21 protein-coding genes are annotated in these 18,504 nt (G+C 74.2%); 7 read left to right on the top strand and 14 right to left on the bottom strand.

Annotated features, from left to right (window positions below; translation table 11 throughout):
• Positions 1–261: 261 nt before the first annotated feature.
• Together AB0C17_RS28375 and AB0C17_RS28370 are read left to right on the top strand one after the other, a co-directional pair.
• Entirely contained in the window at positions 262–1,119 is an 858-nt protein-coding gene (locus AB0C17_RS28375) for a DUF5667 domain-containing protein (protein ID WP_357389700.1), read from the top strand.
• A 112-nt stretch (positions 1,120–1,231) separates the two neighbouring features.
• Positions 1,232–2,110 carry an HAD-IB family hydrolase gene (locus tag AB0C17_RS28370; protein WP_357389698.1) on the top strand — a complete coding sequence of 293 codons (879 nt, stop codon included), beginning with the start codon at positions 1,232–1,234 and terminating at the stop codon, positions 2,108–2,110.
• A gap of 6 nt (positions 2,111–2,116) precedes the next feature.
• Here AB0C17_RS28370 and AB0C17_RS28365 read toward each other — a convergent pair whose 3' ends face one another.
• The 11 genes from AB0C17_RS28365 to AB0C17_RS28315 form a co-directional block, all read right to left on the bottom strand.
• Entirely contained in the window at positions 2,117–2,974 is an 858-nt protein-coding gene (locus tag AB0C17_RS28365) for a lysophospholipid acyltransferase family protein (protein WP_357389735.1), read from the bottom strand.
• Between the two features lie 329 nt (positions 2,975–3,303).
• Entirely contained in the window at positions 3,304–4,377 is a 1,074-nt protein-coding gene (locus AB0C17_RS28360; protein WP_357389696.1) for an NAD-dependent epimerase/dehydratase family protein, read from the bottom strand.
• A 119-nt stretch (positions 4,378–4,496) separates the two neighbouring features.
• A complete protein-coding gene (locus tag AB0C17_RS28355) occupies positions 4,497–4,598 on the bottom strand; it encodes an AURKAIP1/COX24 domain-containing protein (protein ID WP_007465623.1) in 102 nt (33 codons plus the stop codon).
• A gap of 221 nt (positions 4,599–4,819) precedes the next feature.
• Positions 4,820–5,029 carry a helix-turn-helix domain-containing protein gene (locus tag AB0C17_RS28350; RefSeq protein WP_013288759.1) on the bottom strand — a complete coding sequence of 70 codons (210 nt, stop codon included), beginning with the start codon at positions 5,027–5,029 and terminating at the stop codon, positions 4,820–4,822.
• A gap of 212 nt (positions 5,030–5,241) precedes the next feature.
• Positions 5,242–6,426: an ABC transporter permease gene (locus AB0C17_RS28345; protein ID WP_357389694.1), complete on the bottom strand. Its 1,185-nt coding sequence runs from the start codon at positions 6,424–6,426 to the stop codon at positions 5,242–5,244.
• Positions 6,423–7,310 carry an ABC transporter ATP-binding protein gene (locus AB0C17_RS28340; protein WP_357389692.1) on the bottom strand — a complete coding sequence of 296 codons (888 nt, stop codon included), beginning with the start codon at positions 7,308–7,310 and terminating at the stop codon, positions 6,423–6,425. The genes AB0C17_RS28345 and AB0C17_RS28340 overlap by 4 nt, the downstream gene beginning before the upstream one ends.
• Positions 7,307–8,704 carry an efflux RND transporter periplasmic adaptor subunit gene (locus AB0C17_RS28335; RefSeq protein ID WP_357389690.1) on the bottom strand — a complete coding sequence of 466 codons (1,398 nt, stop codon included), beginning with the start codon at positions 8,702–8,704 and terminating at the stop codon, positions 7,307–7,309. The genes AB0C17_RS28340 and AB0C17_RS28335 overlap by 4 nt, the downstream gene beginning before the upstream one ends.
• A 29-nt stretch (positions 8,705–8,733) precedes the next feature.
• Positions 8,734–10,224, bottom strand: coding sequence for a hypothetical protein (locus AB0C17_RS28330; RefSeq protein ID WP_357481280.1), 1,491 nt, complete (start codon positions 10,222–10,224; stop codon positions 8,734–8,736).
• 117 nt (positions 10,225–10,341) lie between these two features.
• Entirely contained in the window at positions 10,342–10,677 is a 336-nt protein-coding gene (locus AB0C17_RS28325; protein WP_357389686.1) for a YrdB family protein, read from the bottom strand.
• Positions 10,674–11,243, bottom strand: a complete 570-nt coding sequence (locus AB0C17_RS28320; protein ID WP_357389684.1) for a TetR-like C-terminal domain-containing protein — start codon at positions 11,241–11,243, stop codon at positions 10,674–10,676. Before AB0C17_RS28320 ends, AB0C17_RS28325 begins: the two co-directional genes overlap by 4 nt.
• Positions 11,236–12,030 (bottom strand): alpha/beta hydrolase, encoded by a 795-nt coding sequence (locus AB0C17_RS28315; protein WP_357389682.1) that lies wholly within the window; start codon positions 12,028–12,030, stop codon positions 11,236–11,238. The genes AB0C17_RS28320 and AB0C17_RS28315 overlap by 8 nt, the downstream gene beginning before the upstream one ends.
• 76 nt (positions 12,031–12,106) lie before the next feature.
• Between AB0C17_RS28315 and AB0C17_RS28310 the strand changes: the two genes are divergently transcribed.
• Positions 12,107–12,511: a VOC family protein gene (locus AB0C17_RS28310; RefSeq protein WP_357471766.1), complete on the top strand. Its 405-nt coding sequence runs from the start codon at positions 12,107–12,109 to the stop codon at positions 12,509–12,511.
• Position 12,512: 1 nt separating this feature from the next.
• Here AB0C17_RS28310 and AB0C17_RS28305 read toward each other — a convergent pair whose 3' ends face one another.
• On the bottom strand, positions 12,513–13,433 hold the full coding sequence (locus AB0C17_RS28305) for a proline dehydrogenase family protein (RefSeq protein ID WP_357389678.1): 921 nt from the start codon (positions 13,431–13,433) through the stop codon (positions 12,513–12,515).
• Positions 13,434–13,551: 118 nt separating this feature from the next.
• Here AB0C17_RS28305 and AB0C17_RS28300 point away from each other — a divergent pair, with 118 nt between their 5' ends.
• The 3 genes from AB0C17_RS28300 to AB0C17_RS28290 are packed head-to-tail and all read left to right on the top strand — an operon-like array spanning position 13,552 to position 15,590.
• Positions 13,552–13,836, top strand: a complete 285-nt coding sequence (locus AB0C17_RS28300) for a hypothetical protein (RefSeq protein WP_357389676.1) — start codon at positions 13,552–13,554, stop codon at positions 13,834–13,836.
• A gap of 1 nt (position 13,837) precedes the next feature.
• A complete protein-coding gene (locus tag AB0C17_RS28295; protein ID WP_357481277.1) occupies positions 13,838–15,004 on the top strand; it encodes a glutathionylspermidine synthase family protein in 1,167 nt (388 codons plus the stop codon).
• A 19-nt stretch (positions 15,005–15,023) separates the two neighbouring features.
• Entirely contained in the window at positions 15,024–15,590 is a 567-nt protein-coding gene (locus tag AB0C17_RS28290; RefSeq protein ID WP_357389672.1) for a CGNR zinc finger domain-containing protein, read from the top strand.
• Positions 15,591–15,621: 31 nt separating this feature from the next.
• Here AB0C17_RS28290 and AB0C17_RS28285 read toward each other — a convergent pair whose 3' ends face one another.
• Positions 15,622–16,428 (bottom strand): sugar phosphate isomerase/epimerase, encoded by an 807-nt coding sequence (locus AB0C17_RS28285; protein WP_357389670.1) that lies wholly within the window; start codon positions 16,426–16,428, stop codon positions 15,622–15,624.
• A gap of 75 nt (positions 16,429–16,503) precedes the next feature.
• Positions 16,504–17,448, bottom strand: a complete 945-nt coding sequence (locus AB0C17_RS28280) for a Ppx/GppA phosphatase family protein (RefSeq protein WP_357471763.1) — start codon at positions 17,446–17,448, stop codon at positions 16,504–16,506.
• 74 nt (positions 17,449–17,522) lie between these two features.
• Between AB0C17_RS28280 and AB0C17_RS28275 the strand changes: the two genes are divergently transcribed.
• On the top strand, positions 17,523–18,329 hold the full coding sequence (locus tag AB0C17_RS28275; RefSeq protein WP_357389666.1) for a hypothetical protein: 807 nt from the start codon (positions 17,523–17,525) through the stop codon (positions 18,327–18,329).
• Positions 18,330–18,504 lie beyond the last annotated feature (175 nt).

The raw sequence follows: 18,504 nt of genomic DNA, 5'->3' as shown, positions 1-18,504 counted from the left end.
ACGGACGCCGGGCGGTGTCGCATGCCCGACGTGCCCGCTCGCCCCTCACTCCCGGTGATTTCTTCCGCCGTCCCGGCCGTAACCGGCGACCGGCGCGGTCCGTTTCTCCGGGTGCGACCAGTGGTTGTCCCGGCGTCCCCCGGGCCACCCGGTCCGGCGGGTCAGGTCGGCCGTCCCGGTCGGCCCTGGGCCACACGCTGCCACCGGTCGCTGGTGACGACGACGGCCGTCCGGCCGTGACCAGCGAGAGGGGGTGCCGCGGTGGACAGCGACCTCTTCTCCCGTCGGCGAGCCGAGCGCTTCGCGCAACTCCTCGACGAGGCCAACGGCGGGCGCCGGCACCACGTCCGGTCCAGGGCGGACGACGAACTCGCCGCGCTCGTCGAGGTGAGCCGCCGGCTCACCGCAGACCGGCCCGACGTCGAGGTGGACGCCGAGTTCCGTACCGGCCTGCGGGCGATGCTCGTGGCCACCGCCGAGCGCGAGGGCGTCGGTGCCCCGGCCAAGACCGCCACCACCGGGGTACGCGGCACGCTGCTGCCCGCCATCACCGGCCGCCGGGCGCGGGCCCGGGGAGCGATCCTGGTCGGCGTGGCCGCCGGGGCGATAGCCCTCTCCGGCATCTCCGCCGCGAGCGAGAACGCGCTGCCCGGCGACGCCCTGTACGGCATGAAGCGCTCCACCGAACGCGCCCAGCTCGCGCTCGCCAGCTCGGACATCGGCCGTGGGCAGCTCTTCCTCGACTTCGCCCGCACCCGGCTCGACGAGGCCGCCTCGGTGCGCGACGACCGGGTCGGCTTCAGTGCCGTCCTCGACGACATGGACGCGGACACCCGCCAGGGCGTACGCCTGCTGACCACTGTCGCCGCGCAGCGCTCCGACCCGACGGCGCTGGACGCGGTGGACACCTTCCTGGCCGGCCAGCGCCGGGTCGTCAGCGGCCTGCTCGACCGGCCCGACCACGCCGACCGCGAGCGCACCCGCCGCTCCCTGGCACTGCTCGACGCGGCGGGCAAGCGCGCGGACGCGCTCCGCGAGGCGATCGCCTGCGGGCTGCCCGCACCGCGGGCCAGCGACACGCTCGGGCCCGCTCCGGCCACCTGCCCGGCCGACCGCTGAGCGGCGGACGCCTATCGCGCCACACTTCTCCCGGCGGGCACCCGGCCGCCACACGGTGCCGGATACGCTCGACGAGGAGGGCGCACGCCGTCGTCGAGGCAGGGAGGTCACCGTGGCCGGAAGCCGGAAGGTGACCGTCAGCACCGACGCGCACGGGCACACCGCGGGCTGGTCGGAGACCCCGTCGGCACCGGCGACCACAGTCACGCCGGACCCGACCGCCGCCGCGTTCTTCGACGTCGACAACACGATGATGCAGGGCGCCTCGATCTACTGGTTCGCCCGCGGGCTGGCCGCCCGGAAGTACTTCACCACCGGTGACCTGGCCCGGTTCGCCTGGCAGCAGGCGCGGTTCCGGCTGCTCGCCACCGAGCACGCGGGCGACATGTCGCAGGCCAAGGAGGCGGCGCTCGCCTTCGTCCAGGGCTGGCGGGTGGACGACATCGAACGCCTCGCCGACGAGATCTTCGACGAGCTGATGGCGCCGCGCATCTGGGCCGGCACGCGCCGCCTGGCCCAGCGTCACCTCGACGCGGGCGAGCGGGTCTGGCTGGTCAGCGCCGCCCCGGTGGAGATCGGCCGGGTGATCGCGGCCCGGCTCGGCCTGACCGGCGCGATCGGCACGGTGGCCGAGGTGGTCGACGGCGCGTACACCGGGCGGCTGGTCGGCGACCTGATGCACGGGCCGGCGAAGGCCGAGGCGGTCACCCAGCTCGCCGCCGTGGAAGGGCTGGACCTGACCCGGTGCGCGGCCTACAGCGACTCGGCGAACGACCTGCCGATGCTCTCCGCCGTCGGCCGTGCGGTGGCGGTCAACCCCGACCCGGCGCTGCTGCGGCAGGCCCGCGAGCGGGGCTGGGACGTGCGCGACTTCCGCACCGGGCGGCGGGCCGCACGCATCGCCGTCCCCTCCACCGCGGCGGCCGGGCTGCTCGCCGGAGCGGTCACCGCCGGCCTGGCGCTGCACCGGCGCCGCCACCGCGACGCCTGAACCGGCTCAGGGGCCGAACGGGTCCGGCCGACGTTCGAGCAGCTTGTGCAGCGTCTGCTGGATCGTCTCCCGCACCTGGTCGGCGAGGTTGAACACCACAAGCGGGTCGTCGGCGGCGTCCCGCAGGTGCGCGGTCGGGATCGGCGGGCAGAACTCGATCAGCCACTTGCTCGGCAGCGGCACCATGCCCAGCGGCCCCAGCCAGGGGAACGTCGGCGTGACCGGGAAGTACGGCAGTTTGAGCAGCCGGGCCAGCGGCTTGATGTCGGCCAGCATCGGATAGATCTCCTCGCCGCCCACTATCGCCACCGGCACGATCGGCGTGCCGGTGCGCAGCGCGGCGGAGACGAACCCGCCCCGGCCGAAGCGCTGGAGCTTGTAGCGGTCGGCGTAGAGCTTGCCGACGCCCTTGAAGCCCTCCGGGAACACGCCCACCAGTTCGCCGTTGCCGAGCAGCCGCTCCGCGTCCGGGTTGCACGCGACGGTGCCGCCGGTCTTGCGCGCTATCTCCGAGACGACGGGCATCCGGAAGACCAGGTCGGCGCCGAGCAGCCGCAGGTAGCGGTGCGCCGGGTGCCGGTCGTGCAGTGCGGTGGAGAGGATCAGCGCGTCGAGCGCCACAGTGCCGGAGTGGTTGCCGACGACCAGGCCGGCGCCGTCGGCGGGCACGTGCTCGAGGCCGGTGACCTCGGTGCGGAACCAGTCCCGGTAGAGCAGCCGGACCAGCGGGTGGACCACCGCGTCGGTCAGGTCGGGGTCGAAGCCGAACTCGTCCACCTCGTAGTCGCCGGCCAGCCGCCGCCGCAGGAACGCCAGCCCCTTGGCCACCCGGCGGTCCCACTGGTCCCCCGGCCGGTCGGCCACCGCCGGCCCCGACGGCGCGGCGTCGGTCGACGCCTCGTCCGCGGGTGCCTGCGGCGCGACGGCCTTCTTCGCCACGGCCTTCTTGGCGACCGTCTTCTTCGCCACAGTCTTCTTCGCGGCCTGGTGCGGCGTGGCCGGGCCCGGAACGCCCGCGCCGGCGGCGACGCCCGGCTCGTCGGCGGAGGTGTCCGGCTCGTCCGGCGGCGCCGCCGGGCGGGCGGACGGCGCGGTCACCCGCCGGTGCCCGTTGCGCCGCGCCGGCTCCGCGCCCGGATCCGGCAACTCCAGCGGTACGTCGTAGCGCGCGTCACGCCGCTCGTCGGGGCTGCTCACGAACGCTCCCGTACGGTCGACCGGACCTGCCTGATGCTCTCCAGCACCAACTGCTCGGCGGCGGCCAACTGGTCGCGGGTGACCACGACGCCGCCGTGGTGGGCGCGGATGAAGTCCTCGAACGCGGCGGCGGTCGAGCGGGGCGTGAAGCCGTACTCCCGCTCCAGTCGGCTGGTGTCCACCACCCGACCGTGCACGAAGAGATCCACCTGGTCCAAGCCGTACCGGCCGAAGCCCAGACTGCGGGCCACCGCGGCGACCCCGGCCAGCCCCGGTTCCAGGACCGGCACCGCCACCCGACCGGCCCGGCGGATCGCCTGCGACAGCGACAGCACCCCCGGCCCGGCCACGTTGTAGGTGCCCGGGTGGTCCTCGGCGACGGACCGGTGCAGCACCTCCAGCGCGTCGTCGAAGTGCACGAACTGCAGGCGCGGGTCGCGGCCGAAGACGGTGGGCACCACGGGCTGGGAGAAGTAGCGGGTGAGCGTGGTGTCGGCGGCGTACCCGATGAACGGCGCGAACCGCAGCACCGTCGCGGTGACGTCGGGACGGCGGCGGCGGAACCCGCGGACGTACCCCTCGATGTCGAGTATGTCGCGGCCGAAACCGCCGCGCGGCACCTCGCGCGGCTCGGTCTCCTCGGTGAAGACGGCCGGATCCCGGAACGACACCCCGTACGCGGCGGTGGACGAGCGGACCACGAGCTTGCGCAGCCGGGGCGCGCGCTGCGCGGCGGCGAGCAGCTGCATGGTGCCGATGACGTTCTGTTCCTTCATCCCCGCCCGGCCGCCCTGCTGCGGGTCGGGGGCGCTGACCAGCGCCAGGTGCACCACCGTGTCGACGTCGAGGTCGAGCAGGAGGCCACCGAGCGAGTCGAGGTCCAGGCGGATCCGCTCGACGTCGGAGAGCAGGTCGGCCAGCTCGGGGTTGGGCGGCGCCGGGTCGACGCCGATGACGCGCTCGATCCGCTCGTCGGCGGCGAGCCGGGCGGCCACGTGGGCGCCGAGCCAGCGACCGACCCCGGTCACGACGACGACCCCCGGGGCACCGGAGGTGTCACCGGGGGTCATGTCGAGCGCCTAGCGCGGCAGGCGGGATCGAGCCGGGACGTCCACGGCCTGATCACCTGAGCCTCCGAGGGTCGACAGTTGGCAAGTGGTGCCGGGTGCCGGGCCGGAGCCCGGCCCGGTCACTTGCCGAGACGGCGACGCTGGACGCGGGTCTTGCGCAGCAGCTTGCGGTGCTTCTTCTTAGCCATGCGCTTGCGGCGCTTCTTGACCACCGAGCCCATACGACAGCCTTTCGATGCAACGTGCGGGGCGGACCGGAGAACACCACCGCGAGGTGGCATCCTGACCGCTTGCGGACAACGGACCGGACCAGCGTGGTGGGCAGGGCACACCAGAGGGCGATCACGGTCGTGGTCCAGCCTAACCGGAGTGCGTCAGCAGGACCAACGCGCCCCCGTCGATGCCCCTTTCGTCGCACTCGGGCGGACCGGGCGCCGAGGGCTCAGGCGGACTCCTGGAAGGCGCCCCTGAGGTATTCGTGCACGGCGTGCTCGGGCACCCGGAACGACCGGCCAACCCGCACCGCGGTCAGCTCACCGCTGTGCACGAGACGGTAGACGGTCATCTTGGAGACCCGCATGACCGTCGCCACCTCGGCGACGGTCAGGAACCTGACATCCGACAGTCGTGCGTCGGACTGCGACCCGGCCATGGCTCACCGACCCATTCCCGTGCCCGGCGCGTGTCACCGGGCAGGTGCTTCCGCCTCGACGAGCGACGCGCGTGTTACCAGTACGGTAGCGGGACGGCTGTGACCTGCGCGATCCCTTCCACCCTTTGATCATGGCGGGACAGCCGTTCACCCGATGTCCACCAGGGCTTTTTCGCCCGGACGGGTGTCTCGTCCGAATCCGCCACCGGTGTTCACTCGGCGCGCAGCGCCACCACCGGGTCGAGCCGTCCGGCCCGCTGTGCCGGCACCACGCCGAAGACGATGCCGACCGCCGCGGAGACGCCGAACGCCAGCGCCAGCGACCACCAGGTGATCGCCGCCGGGATCGGCGAGAACGCGTCCACGAGCAGCGCGGTGCCCACGCCCAGCGCCATCCCGGCCAGGCCGCCGACCGAGGTGAGCAGCACCGCCTCCAGCAGGAACTGCACGCCGATGTCGCGAGGGCGGGCGCCCACCGCCTTGCGCAGGCCGATCTCGCGGGTCCGCTCGCGTACCGAGACCAGCATGATGTTCGAGACGCCGACGCCGCCGACCAGCAGCGAGATGCCCGCGATGGCGGCCAGTACGCCGGTCAGGACGCCCAGGATGTCGCCGAGCACACCGAGGATCTGCCGCTGGGTGACGGCGCTGAACTCGGTGTCCGGGTGCCGGCGGGACAGCTCCGCGACGATCCGGTCGCCGAGTTCGTCGATCCGTTCCCGGTCCGGTGCCTTGACCGCGATGCCGTCGATGCGCTGCGTGCCCCAGAGCCGTTGCGCCGCCGTCACCGGTACGTGCACCTCGTCGTCCCGGTCCACGCCGAGGCTCTGGCCGAGCGGGGCGAAGACGCCGATCACCCGGAACCGCACACCGGCCAGCGTGACCTGCTGGCCGAGCGGGTCCCGGTCGGGAAAGAGCGCCCGGGCCACCGAGTCGCCGAGCACCGCCACCCGGCGGCTGGTGTCCACGTCCGCCCCGGTGAGGTAGCGGCCCCGCGACAGCGACCTGGTGAACACCGACGGGGTGGTCTCCAGCACGCCCTGCACCGTAGTGAAGTCGGACCGGTTGCCGGCCCGCGCGGTCGCGCCGGAGGCCACCGTGACGGCGACCCGGCCGGGGTCGCCGACCACCCGGGAGACCGCGTCGGCGTCGCCGAGGTCCAGCGGCGACACCACAGGCGCGTTGCCCACCTCGATGCGGCCCGGCACCACCAGCAGCAAATTCGATCCGAGTCCTTCGACCTGCTGCTCGACCTGCTGTTTCGTGCCGGTGCCGATGGCCACCAGGATCACCACCGAGGCCACCCCGATGATCACCCCGAGCATGGTGAGCAGGCTGCGCAGCCGGTTGGCCCGCAACGCGTCCGACGCCACCCGCCACGCCTCGGCAAGCCTCATCCGGCGCCGCCCTGTCGGCGGCGGCCCTCGGCCGGTAGGCGCTCCTCGGCCCGCGGAAGGCGCCCGGTGGCCCCGATGGCGCCACCGGGGCCACCGGACGGGTGCCCCGGGCCGCTTCCGGACGCGGACCGGGGCTCCGCGCTGGGAGCGGGGTCCAGTGTCGCAGGTCCGCCGGATCCGTCCGACAGCGGTCGATCATGAGCGCTGTCGGACCGGATCAGCCCGTCCCGTACCGCTATCCGCCGGTGTGCCCGGGCAGCCACCTCCTGGTCGTGGGTCACCATCACCAGCGCCACCCCGGACTCGGCGTTCAGCCGTTCCAGCAGCTCCAGCACCGCCTCGCCGGTGGCGCTGTCCAGGTTGCCGGTCGGCTCGTCGGCGAGCAGCACCGCCGGTTCGGTGACCAGCGCCCGGGCGATCGCCACCCGCTGCTGCTCACCGCCGGAGAGCTGGTTGGGCCGGTGGTGCAGCCGGTGGCCGAGCCCGACCCGGCCCAGCATCGCCGCCGCGCGCTCCCGCCGCTGCCGCGCCCCGACACCCCGGTAGACCAACGGCAACGCCACGTTGTCCACTGCCGACGTACGGGCCAGCAGGTGGAACGCCTGGAACACGAAGCCGATCGTCTCGTTGCGCAGCGTCGCCAGCTCCGGCGCGGTGAGCGTGGTCACGTCCCGCCCGCCGATCACCAGCCGGCCGCCGCTGGGCCGGTCCAGCCCGCCGAGCAGGTGCATCAGCGTCGACTTGCCCGAGCCGGACGGCCCGATCACCGCCACGTACTCGCCCTGGTCGATGGTGAGCGACACCCCGCGCAGCGCGGACACCGACACCCCGTCCAGCTCGTACGTGCGCCAGACGTCGACCGCCTCGACCGCCGGTACGGTCACGGCAGCTCCTGGCCGTCGCGCACCTGGTCGGCGCCGCGCACCACCACCCGGTCACCGGCCCGTACGCCGTCGACGATCTGCACCAGGTCCTGCCCCTGCACGCCGACCGTCACCGGCACCCGGTCGGCCCGGCCGTCGCGCAGCACCCAGACCGCGTCCCGCCCGTCGGCGGAGAACACCGCCGACGCCGGCACCGCCACCGCGTCGGCCGCCTCCCGCACCCGCAGCCGCACCACGGCGTTCATGCCGGGGCGGGGCGCCGGCGCGGCCTCGGCCTCACCGAGGCGGCCGGCGCCCAGGTCGAGCCGGACCCGGTAGGTGACGCCGCCCCGGGCCGAACTGCTCGGCAGCACGTCGACCGACCGCACCGTCGCCTCGTACGTCGCGCCGGTCACCGCGTCCAGCTCGACCGACGCGGGCACCCCGGCCCGGACCAGCAGCACGTCGGTCTCGTCCACCTCGGCGAGCAGGCCGAGCCGGCCGATGTCCACGACGGTGAGCACCGGGGTGCCGGCGGTGACCCGGCCCCCGGCCGGAATCGCGTCGTCAACGCCCGGCGGCGGACCGCCCTGCCCGCCACCGCCCAGCGCCGACGGGTCGAGACCGGGCACCCCGGCGCCACCCGCCGCACCGAGCAGCCCGGCCAGGTCGGCCGGCGCCGCCGACCGGGTGCCGCCCGGCTGCACCACACCGGCGATCGGGGCGCGCAACGTCAGCGCGTCCACAGTCGCCTTCGCCAGGTCGTACGCCTGCTGGGCCTGGAGTCGTTGCGCGGCCGACAGCGCGCCGACGGCGCTGTTCAGGCCGGCCACCCCGCGCTGCACCTGCGCGACGGCCCGGTCGGCGGCGCGGGCAGCCGACTCGTACTGTCGCTGCGCCGACTGGACCTGGAGCAGCAGCGCCGCGCGTACCCGCGGGTCGCCGACCCTGCCGGCGGCGGTGCGGGCGGCGGCGAACGCCTCGTCGGCGGCCCGGTCGGTGCCGCGCCGGCTGCCGCCCAGGTCGCCGGTGCCGGTGCCCCGCCCGGCCCGCTTCGCCGCGCGCAGCGCGTCCCGCGCCTTCGCCAGGCGGTCCCGGGCCGACGGCGAGTCGATCACCGCGAGCACCTGCCCCCGGGCCACCCGCTGTCCCGGCTGCACCCGCAGGCGGGCGAGCGTGCCGTCGGCGGGTGCGGTGAGGGTGGCCGCGGCTCGCGCGGTGACGGTGGCCGGAGCGTCGATCACCTCGCTCACCGGCGCGCGGGAGACCTGGGCGACCGTCACCGCCGGGGCGTCGTCGCCGCAGGACGCGGCGGTCGTGCCGGTCAGCGCGACGACGGCGAGCACCGCGGTGACGAGACGGGGGCGGCGGGCCGCGGGCAGCCGCGGCGAGGAGGTGCGGGCCACCCGGCCCATGCTACGACCCGTCGACAGACGTCGACGTGTCAGCCGACCACGCCACGCACATAGGCCACGCAGTCGTCGTGCAGCATCGACCACGGGTCGCCGAACACCTCGTCGGCGGCCTGCGCCGGGGACCGGCCCTGGTGCACGACGGCCCGGTAGAAGTCCAGCATCCGCTGTTCGCCGTACCTGTCGACCAGATGGCGTACGGCCAGGTAGCTGACGCCGTAGGCACCGCCGACCCGGTCGTCGCCGGCGTCGTCGGCAGGCGCCACCGCGTCCAGCCGCCCGGACCACCCGCCGCGCAGCAGCTTCCGCACCTCGGCCAGGCCGTCGTAGCGGTGCACGGGCTGGCCGTCGGCCCCGGCGTACTCGGCCAGCCCTTCCACCAGCCACCAGTCCGCGCGGTCGGCGTAGCCCCGGTCGGGCAGCGAGGCGGCATGGGTCAGCTCGTGCCGGAGCAGGTCGTCGATGCCGGCCGGGGTGACGATCTGGGCGTTGAGCACGACGTCGTGCCGTCCCCCGCCGACGCCCACCGCGTACCCCGCGGTCCACTTCGGCCGGCCGCCGCCGTACCAGCGCTGCCACTCGCCCTTCCCGGCGTAGTAGACGAGATACCGGTCCGGCGGCGTCCCGCCGATCGCGTACCGGTCGGCGGCCAGGGCGGCGGTCTCGGCCTGGGCGAGCAGGCCGGGCAGCCGGCGCCGCTGGGCGGGCGTGGTGGCCACCACGACCCGCTTGCCGACCGCCACCGCGAGGTCGCTCACCTGCCACGGGCGCACGCCCGCCGGGTCCGTGGCGGACGGGTCCACGGCGGCCAGCCGGGGCTCCTCCCCCGTCAGCCGCCAGCGCGTGCCGAGTTCCACCGTGCTCGGCGCGCAGTCGAGCACCACGAAGCAGTAGCCGACTGTGACCACGAACCGCCACTCCCCCGGCTTGCCGTCGACCGCCGCCGGCACCCCGTCGGCCGTCGACCGCCAGGTGGTGACGCGCAGCGCCCGCAGCGCCTCGTACCGGCGGGTCAGCCCCGCCCGGGCCGCCGGTTCGGCGACCGCGAGGAAGCCGGCCCGGTCCGCGCCGACGAGGGCGGTGGCCTGCCGGTCCAGCAGCGCGAGCATCCGCTCGCCGAGCCGCCGCTGCGCCGCCGTGCCCGGGTCGTCCTTCGCGGCCGTCCGCCCGGCCGCGTCCGGTGGCGGCTCCCGCAGGAGTACGCCGGGCACCGCGCCCGCCACCAGGCCGAGCGCGAGTCCGAGCGCGGTCCAGAGCGCCCACCGCCGTCGTCCCGGCACTGTCCGCGCCGGGTCCGGCTGCGCCGGCGGTACAGGGTACGGCTCCGCGACGGTGACGGGGTACGGCGACGACACCGCAGCCGGTGCCGGTGCCGCAGCCGGTGCCGGTGGGTAGACGGGGACGTCCACCACGACGGGGGCGGCGCTGGTGTCAGCGGCGCTCGCGTCGGCCATGCCGGCGGTGGGACGAGACTCGTCGCCGTCCGTCGCCCGGCCGGGAGGCTGCTCGTCGCCGTCGGTCACCGGCGAAGGGTACGACCAATCGGGCGTTCCGGGAAAGAGCCCCGCCCCGGTTCCGCCGCGCCCCCGAGATCTTGGTACGAAAGGGCCCCCATAGGGGCCGAATCCTTCCAAGATCTCTCAGATCGGGGTGCCTGTCAGCGTCAACGCGGTCTTGTCTGCGGTCCATAGAGCCACCAGGGCGACTCCGGGAACCGCGTGGCCGGCCAAGGTCAGCAGCACGCCGCCGGTGACGAAGCAGGCGGCCTGGACGGCGAGCTTGGCCGGGTCGGGCAACGTCACAGTGGCACGCGGCGAGCAGAACAACCCCCACACCACGGCGATCACCAGCGGCGTCCCGAGCCCCGCCAGCAGGCGTACCGGCCAGCCGGCGCCGAGCGTGAAGCCCCAGTATCCGGCCGAGCCCAGCAGGGCCAGTTCCAGCAGGAAGATCACGCCGAGCAGCAGCGCCTTCATCGGTTCTCCCAGGAGAGGTAGGCACGGTCCAGGCCGGCGACCAGCTCGCCGAAGGAACGGTCGGTGTCGCGGGGCAGCCCGAAGCCGCCTGCCGCCTCCAGCGCGACGAAGCCGTGCACGGCGGCCCGGAACATCCGGATGGCGTCGGTGGCGGCGTCGCCGTCGAGGCCGTACCCGAGCAGGATGGCGCGGATCGCGCCGACCGCGCGCTCCCCGGCGGCCAGGTGGTCGGGGTCGGCCGGGTCGGGTGCGCGCTGGGCGGCCGGGTAGCGGCCGGGGTGCCGCCGCGCGTACTCCCGGTAGGCGGCGGCGACGGCGCGCAACGCGTCGCCGCCGGAGCGACCGGCGGCGGCGGCCGTGAGCACGTCGGCGATCTCGGCGGTGGCGAGCACAGCCAGCTTCTGGTGCAGCGCGTCCGCGCCCCGGACGTGCTTGTAGAGGCTCGGCAGCGCGACGCCGAGCCGGGCCGCGAGCGCGGCAAGGGTCAGCCGCTCGTAACCGACCTCGTCGGCGAGCGCGGCGGCCTCCCGCACCACAGTCGCCGGGGTCAGGCCGGCCCTAGGCACGTGCGGTCACCGCCAGGAACTCGACCAGGTCGGCGGCGGTGGCGTCGGGCTGGTCGGCGTGCGGGTAGTGCCCGGAGTCGGCGACCATCCGGGCCTCGGCCACGGCGAACAGCCGGCGCGCGGCCCGCGCCTCGGCGCCCGGGTCGGGGAAGTCCGGGTCCTTCGTACCCATCAGCACCAGCACCGGGCGGCGCACCTCGGGGGCGCGGGCGGTCCAGTGCGGGTCGGCCGGTGCGATCACGCCGCGCACCGCGGCCATCCGGCCGCGCAGCTTGGCGACCAGCTCCTTGCGGTACGCGGCGTCGTCGGCCGGCCGCCCGCAGGGGAACAGCGTGCGGTGGAACAGCCCGAACAGCCGAGGGCTGCGCAGCACTGCCGCCTGCGCGACACGCATCAGCGGGTTCGGCTTCGGCGTGCCGACGAACGGACTGACCTGCACGAGGCCGCTCACCAGTTCGGGCGCCTCGGCGGCGGCGAAGACCACGGCGGCGGCGCTGGAGGAGCTGCCGACCAGGGTGGCGGGCTCGCCGCCGAGTGCCCGTACCACGGCGAGCAGGTCGCCGCCGACCTGCTCGGGGGCGTACGTGGGCCAGTGCGGGCTGGAGTCGCCGTGCCCGCGTACGTCGACCGAGGCGACCCGGTAACCGGCCGCGACCAGCCGGGGCGTCAGGTGGCGGAAGGCCGCCCGGTTCTCCCCCATGCCGTGCGAGAGGACCACGAGCGGTCCTGACCCGTGCACCTCGTACGCGATCGTGCCGCCGTCCCGCGCCACCTGGCTAACCGTCATAGCCGTGAAGCTAATGGTATTAGCCATCGCCGTCAAGCTTGACCTCAACCCGGGATGAGGTCGCACGATCCCGGGCATGCCGATCACCGCCGACACCCACGTACGCCTCGCCCGCCCGAGCCGCGACCTCGCCACCGCCGAACGGTTCTGGACGCAGGGGCTGGGCCTGGACGTGCTCTACCGGAGCGAGGGCGGTCACGCGGACGAGCACGACCTGGTGATGCTCGGGCTGCCCGGGGCGGGCTGGCACCTGGAGCTGGTCGGCGGCGCGACGCTCGCGGTCGAGCCGCGTCCCACCGGGGAGGACCTGTTCGTGCTCTACCTCGACGGCCCGGCCGACGACGAGCTGGTCCCGAGACTGGAACGGGCCGGCGGGACCAGGGTCTCCGCCGGCCCGTACTGGGACAGGTGGGGCGTCACGTTCGCCGACCCGGACGGCTACCGCCTCGTGCTGTGCACCCGGGCCTGGTCGAACGACTGACTCACTTCTTCGACAGCACCGCGCGGCCGAAGAACGCCAGGTTGGCCGGGCGCTCCGCGAGCCGGCGCATCAGGTAGCCGTACCACTGGTCGCCGTAGGGGACGTACGTCCGCACCGTGTAACCCTCGCCGACCAGGCGCTGCTGCTCCTCCGGGCGGATGCCATAGAGCATCTGGAACTCGAACCGGGCCGGGTCGCGGTCGAACCAGCGGGCCCGGTCCTCCCCGATCGCGATCAGCCGCGGGTCGTGCGTGGCCAGCATCGGGTAGCCGTCGCCGGACATCAGCACGTTCATGCAGCGCACGTACGACTTGTCCACCTCGCGGGCGGACTGGTAGGCCACCGACTCCGGCTCCTTGTACGCGCCCTTGCACAACCGCACCCGCGACCCGGCCGAGGCCAGCTCCCGGCAGTCCGACTCGGTCCGACGCAGGTACGCCTGGAGCACCGCGCCCGTCGACGGGTGGTCCTTGCGCAGCTTCGCCAGGATGTCCAGCGTCGAGTCGGTGGTGGTGTGGTCCTCCATGTCCAGCGTGACTGTGGTGCCCGCCGCGTCGGCCGCCGCGCAGATCGCCCGCGCGTTGTCGTACGCCAACTGCTCGTCGAACATCTGGCCCAGCGCGGACAGCTTCACACTGACCTCGGCGCCCGGGGTGAGCCCGGCGGCGGCGAGGCGACTCAGCAGCGTGAGGTATTCGTCCCGGGTGGCATTCGCCTGCTCCGGGGTGGTGGTGTCCTCGCCCAGGTAGTCGAGGGTGACCGCTTGGCCGTCGGCGACCAGCTCGCGGGTGGCGCGCAGCGCGTCGTCGGTGGCGGCGCCGGCGACGAACCGGCGGACGACGTCCCGGGTGAACGGGGCCGTCGCGACGAGCCGCTCCACCTGGGAAGACCGGGAGGCGGCGAGGATGACGGAACGGAGCATGAGCCGAGCGTAACGCTCACCACCGGACCCCCGCCGGGTACGTCCGAGGCCCGCCCCGCACCCTCCTCCGACCTGGGCCGGGCACCCCCGGCTGGCGAGGATCGGCTACAACGTTCACGTGGATCGACGACACCCCCGGCGCCGGCTCCGCTCGGCCTCCGTGCAGCTCGGCGCGCTGACCGCGCTGGCCCTCGCGCTCTCCGGCTGCAACAACGGTTACGACGACGACGATGACGACTGCGCGCTCGGCCCGGCCGGCGGGGGCGGCGACGTCGTCGCCGTCGCCCAGCGCGTACCGGCGGCGACGGCCACCACCGGCGCGCGCGGCGAGGCGTTCCCGACGACCTCCGCGCTGCCCGAACGCGGCGGCTTCGGCACCCACCTCGCCTCCTGCGGCGGCTGACGTGCGTCGCGAGGCGAGCACGCCGCGCCCCGGCTGGGACGAGACCATCCGGGCCCAGGGCCTGGTGTACGTCGACACCGAGCTGCCCGACGGCGAGATCATGTCGTACTGGGACGAGACGGCGGCGTACGCGTTCACGCTGGACGAGGTGCTCCGGCTGGAGGAGGCCACCGAGGAGTTGCACCGGATGTCGGTGGCCGCCGCCGAGCACGTGGTGGCCCGCAACCGGTACGCCGAGTTCGGCATCCCCGAGTGGGCCGCCGAGGCGGTCGCACGCTCGCTGCGCGAGTCCCCGCCGACGCTCTACGGCCGGTTCGACCTCTGGTACGACGGCAGCGGGCCGCCGAAGATGCTGGAGTACAACGCCGACACCCCGACCGCGCTGGTCGAGGCGAGCATCGTGCAGTGGTACTGGCTGGAGCACACCCGCCCGGACGCGGACCAGTGGAACAGCCTGCACGAACGCCTCGTCGGCGCCTGGGCCAAGATCCGCGCCGGGCTGCACGAGCCGCGGGCGCACGTGCTCTGGTCCTCCGAGGAGGAGTCGGGCGAGGACCAGATCACCGCGGGTTACCTGGCCGAGACGGCCCGCCAGGCCGGGCTGGACGTGACGCTCATGCCGATCCAGCGGGTCGGCTGGGACGGGCGGCGCTTCGTCGACGCCGACGACCGGCCGATCACCACCTGCTTCAAGCTCTACCCATGGGAGTGGATGCTCGCCGAGCCGTACGGGCGGCCGGCGCTCGACCCCGGCACGCCCACCACCTGGATCGAGCCGGCCTGGAAGCTGCTGCTGTCGAACAAGGCGCTGCTCGCGGTGCTCTGGGAGCTGTACCCCGGGCACGAGTACCTGCTGCCCGCGTACCTGGACTCGCCGCGCGGCATGACCGAGTACGTGGCCAAGCCGCTGCTCGGCCGCGAAGGCGGATCGGTACGCATCGTGACCGGCGGCACGGAGATCACCAACCCGGGGATCTACGGCGAGGAGGGCTTCTGCTTCCAGGAGTTCCGCGCGTTGCCCGAGTTCGAGGGCAACCGGACGGTGCTCGGCAGCTGGATCGTGGACGGCGAGTCGGCCGGCGCGGGCGTACGGGAAAGCGAAAGCCTCATCACCGACGGTTACGCGCGGTTCCTGCCCCACTACATCGACGCACCGCGTCTGCCGTGAGTCGTCTACCGTTGGTGTCGTGAACTTCGACGCGTACGCCCGGACCGGGGTCGAGCTCGTCAACGCCCGGCTGGACGACCTCGACGGCCTGCGGGCCCTCTTCCCGGACGAGAACGCCTGGATGCGCGACGAGGTCGCGGAACGGGACCTCGCGATCTTCCGGCGGGCGCAGAAGCGCCTGCGGGACGTCTTCGAATACGGCACCTCCGGCCGGGACAACGAGGCGGTGGCGGAGCTGAACGCGCTGCTGGAGGCGTTCCCGGTGCAGCCGCGCATCTCCGGCCACGACTCCTCCGACTGGCACATGCACGTGACCAGCCGGGGCGCGTCGGTCTCCGCCGAATACCTGGCGGGTGCCGTCTGGGGCCTGTCGGTGTGGCTCTGCGAGTACGGCAGCGCCCGCTTCGGGGTCTGCGCCGACGACCGCTGCGGCAACGTCTACCTGGACACCTCGTCCAACTGCTGCCGCCGGTTCTGCTCCGAGCGCTGCGCCACCCGCTCCCACGTGGCGGCGCACCGGGCCCGCAAGCGGGCCGCGGTCGGCGAGCAGGCCGTACCGGCGCAGCCGCTGTCCCCGGTGAGCTGACCCGCCGCCCGGCCGGGGCGACGCGTCGCGGTCAGACGTCGACAGGCGAGGGCGCGGTCAGGTTCGCCCGGGCGAACTCCAGCGACTCCCGCAGGTCCGCCTCACGGACCGCGCGGCTCTTGGCGCCCCGGGTGGTCACCTCCACCGCTACCGAGCCGGTGAAGCCCCGCCCGGCCAGCGAGCGCAGCATCTCCGCGCAGGGCTGGCCGCCGCGACCCGGCACGAGGTGCTCGTCGCGCCCCTCGCCGGTGCCGTCGCCCAGGTGCACGTGTGCCAGCCCGGAGCCCATCCGGTCGGCCATCGCCATCGCGTCGGTGTGCGAGGCCGCGCAGTGCGACAGGTCGAGCGTGTACGAGGCGTACCCGATCTCGGTCGGATCCCAGCCCGGCGCGTACGGGACGAACTGCCGCCCGGCCATCCGCACGGGGTACATGTTCTCCACCCCGAAGTGCAGCCCACCGAACTGCCCGGCGATGGTGTCGAGCCCGTCGGCGAAGGTGCGCGCGTAGTCACGCTGCCAGGTGAACGGCGGGTGCACCACGACCGTCGGCGCCTCCAGCGTCTCGGCCAGCTCGGCGGCCTTGCGCAGCCGCTCCCACGGGTCGGGGCTCCACACCCGCTGGGTGACGAGCAGGCACGGGGCGTGCACCGACAGCACCGGTACGCCGTAGTGCTCGGCGAGGCCGCGCAGCGCGCCCGCGTCCTGGCTGACCGGGTCGGTCCAGACCATCACTTCGAGGCCGTCGTAGCCGAGTTCGGCGGCGAGCTGGAACGCCGCCGCGGTCCGTTCGGGAAAGACCGAGGACGTGGACAGGAGCACCGGAACGCGGTAGGTCACGCTTTCGAGGGTAGCCCCAACCGCCAGCGAGCATCGGGACGAGCAACCGCAAAACTACCCAGAGCGCTCGTACGGTCACATCGGCGCGAGCTGATCCAGCCGGCGCAGGATCACGCCCTCCCGTAGCGCCCACGGGCAGATGTCCACGCAGTCCACGTCGAGCCGGCGCATCACCGCCTCGGCCACCACCGCGCCCGCGAGGAGCTGGTGCGCCCGCTGCGCGCTGACCCCCTCCAGCTCGGGCAGCTGGGCCGGCGGGATGTGCCTGATGAACCCGAGCACCTGCCGCAGGCCGGTACGGGTCAGGCTGCGCCGAGCCCACAGTCCCGCGCCGGAGGGTGCCGCTCCGGCCAGCCGGGCCAGCGTGCGAAAGGTCTTCGAGGTGGCGACCGGACGCTCCCAGCCCACCGCTGTCAACTGCTCCACCACCGGGTCGAGCTGCGCGTCCACGTACGCCCGCAGTTCCTCCACGGCCTCGGCCGGCGGCGGCGCCGCGCCGGCCGGATCGACGGCGAGCCGCTCCCGGCTGAGCCGCCCCGCGCCGAGCGGCAGCGAGATCGCCACGTCCGGGTGCTCGTCGATGCCGGCGGCCAGCTCCAGCGAGCCGCCGCCGATGTCCATCGCCAGCAGCCGCCCTGCGGACCAGCCGAACCACCGCCGCACCGCCAGGAACGTCATCCGCGCCTCGTCCGCGCCGGAGAGCACCTCCAGGCGTACGCCGGTCTCGTCGCGGACGCGCGCCAGCACGTCGGCGGCGTTCGTGGCGTCGCGGACCGCGCTCGTGGCGAACGCCAGCAGATCCTCGGCGCCCAGCCCGTCCGCCGCCGCCCTGGCCATGCCGACCGCCTTGACCAGGCCGTCCGCGCCGCCGACGGTGAGCGCGCCGTCCGGCCCGATCTGCTCGGCCAGCCGCAGCACCACCTTCTCCGAGTGCGCCGGCCAGGGATGCGCGCCGTGGTGGGCGTCCACCACCAGCAGGTGCACCGTGTTGGAACCGACGTCGAGGACACCCAGTCGCATGGGAAAGACCCTAGGGCCAACACGTTTCGTCGGCTCGACGGCCGGGCGGGGTCACCGCGCGTACGCTGGTCCGAGTGACAGGGCAGATCGAGCTTCACGTGCTGGTGGACGACCCCGAGGACCCGCGCAGCCGCGAGGTCGGGCTGGACTTCCCACGGGAGTGGATCGAGTTCGTCGACCCGGCCGACCCGAAGCATGTCGTCCGCGCCGACCTCACCTGGCTGCTGTCCCGCTGGACGTGCGTCTTCGGCCAGGGCTGCCACGGCATCATCGCCGGCCGGGCCGCCGACGGCTGCTGCTCGCACGGCGCGTTCTTCACCGACTCCGACGACGAGAAGCGGGTCCGGGCCGCGGTGAAGCGGCTGACGCCGGAGACGTGGCAGCACTTCCGGCGCGGGTTCAAGAACTGGACCGAGAACGACACGGTCGACGGCAAGACCCCGGCCCGGCGTACCGCCACCCGCGACGTGGACGCCCCGTGCGTGTTCCTCAACGACGCCGACTTCCCCGGCGGTGGCGGCTGCGCGCTGCACGCCCAGGCGCTGCGCGACGGGGTGCACCCGCTGGAGTACAAGCCGGACGTCTGCTGGCAGTTGCCGGTACGCCGCGACCAGGAGTGGCACAAGCGGCCGGACAACACGAAGGTGCTGATCTCCACGCTCGCCGAGTTCGACAGGCGCGGCTGGGGCGCGGGCGGGCACGACCTCGACTGGTGGTGCACGTCCTCCACCGACGCGCACGTCGGCACCGACCCGATGTACGTCTCGTACGGCCCGGAGCTGACCGCGCTGATCGGCGCGCCCGCGTACGCGAAGCTCGCCGAGCTCTGCGCCGCCCGGCAGCGCCAGGGCCAGGTCGCCCCGCACCCGGCAAGCGCGTGAAGGCCGGCACCCCGTTCGGGGTGCCGGCCTGTCTCGCTTACTTGTTCCAGTGCTCGGCGACGAGGTCGGCGGCCTGCTGCTCCCACTGGGCGTAGTGGTCGGGGTAGGCCGACACCTGGACGGTCTGGGCGGCCTTGGTCAGCGGCATGTCGCGCCAGCCGTCGACCTGCTTGAG

Source organism: Micromonospora sp. NPDC048887, assembly GCF_040649715.1.
Classification (GTDB): domain Bacteria; phylum Actinomycetota; class Actinomycetes; order Mycobacteriales; family Micromonosporaceae; genus Micromonospora.
This window is presented reverse-complemented; position numbering and strand designations above follow the sequence as displayed.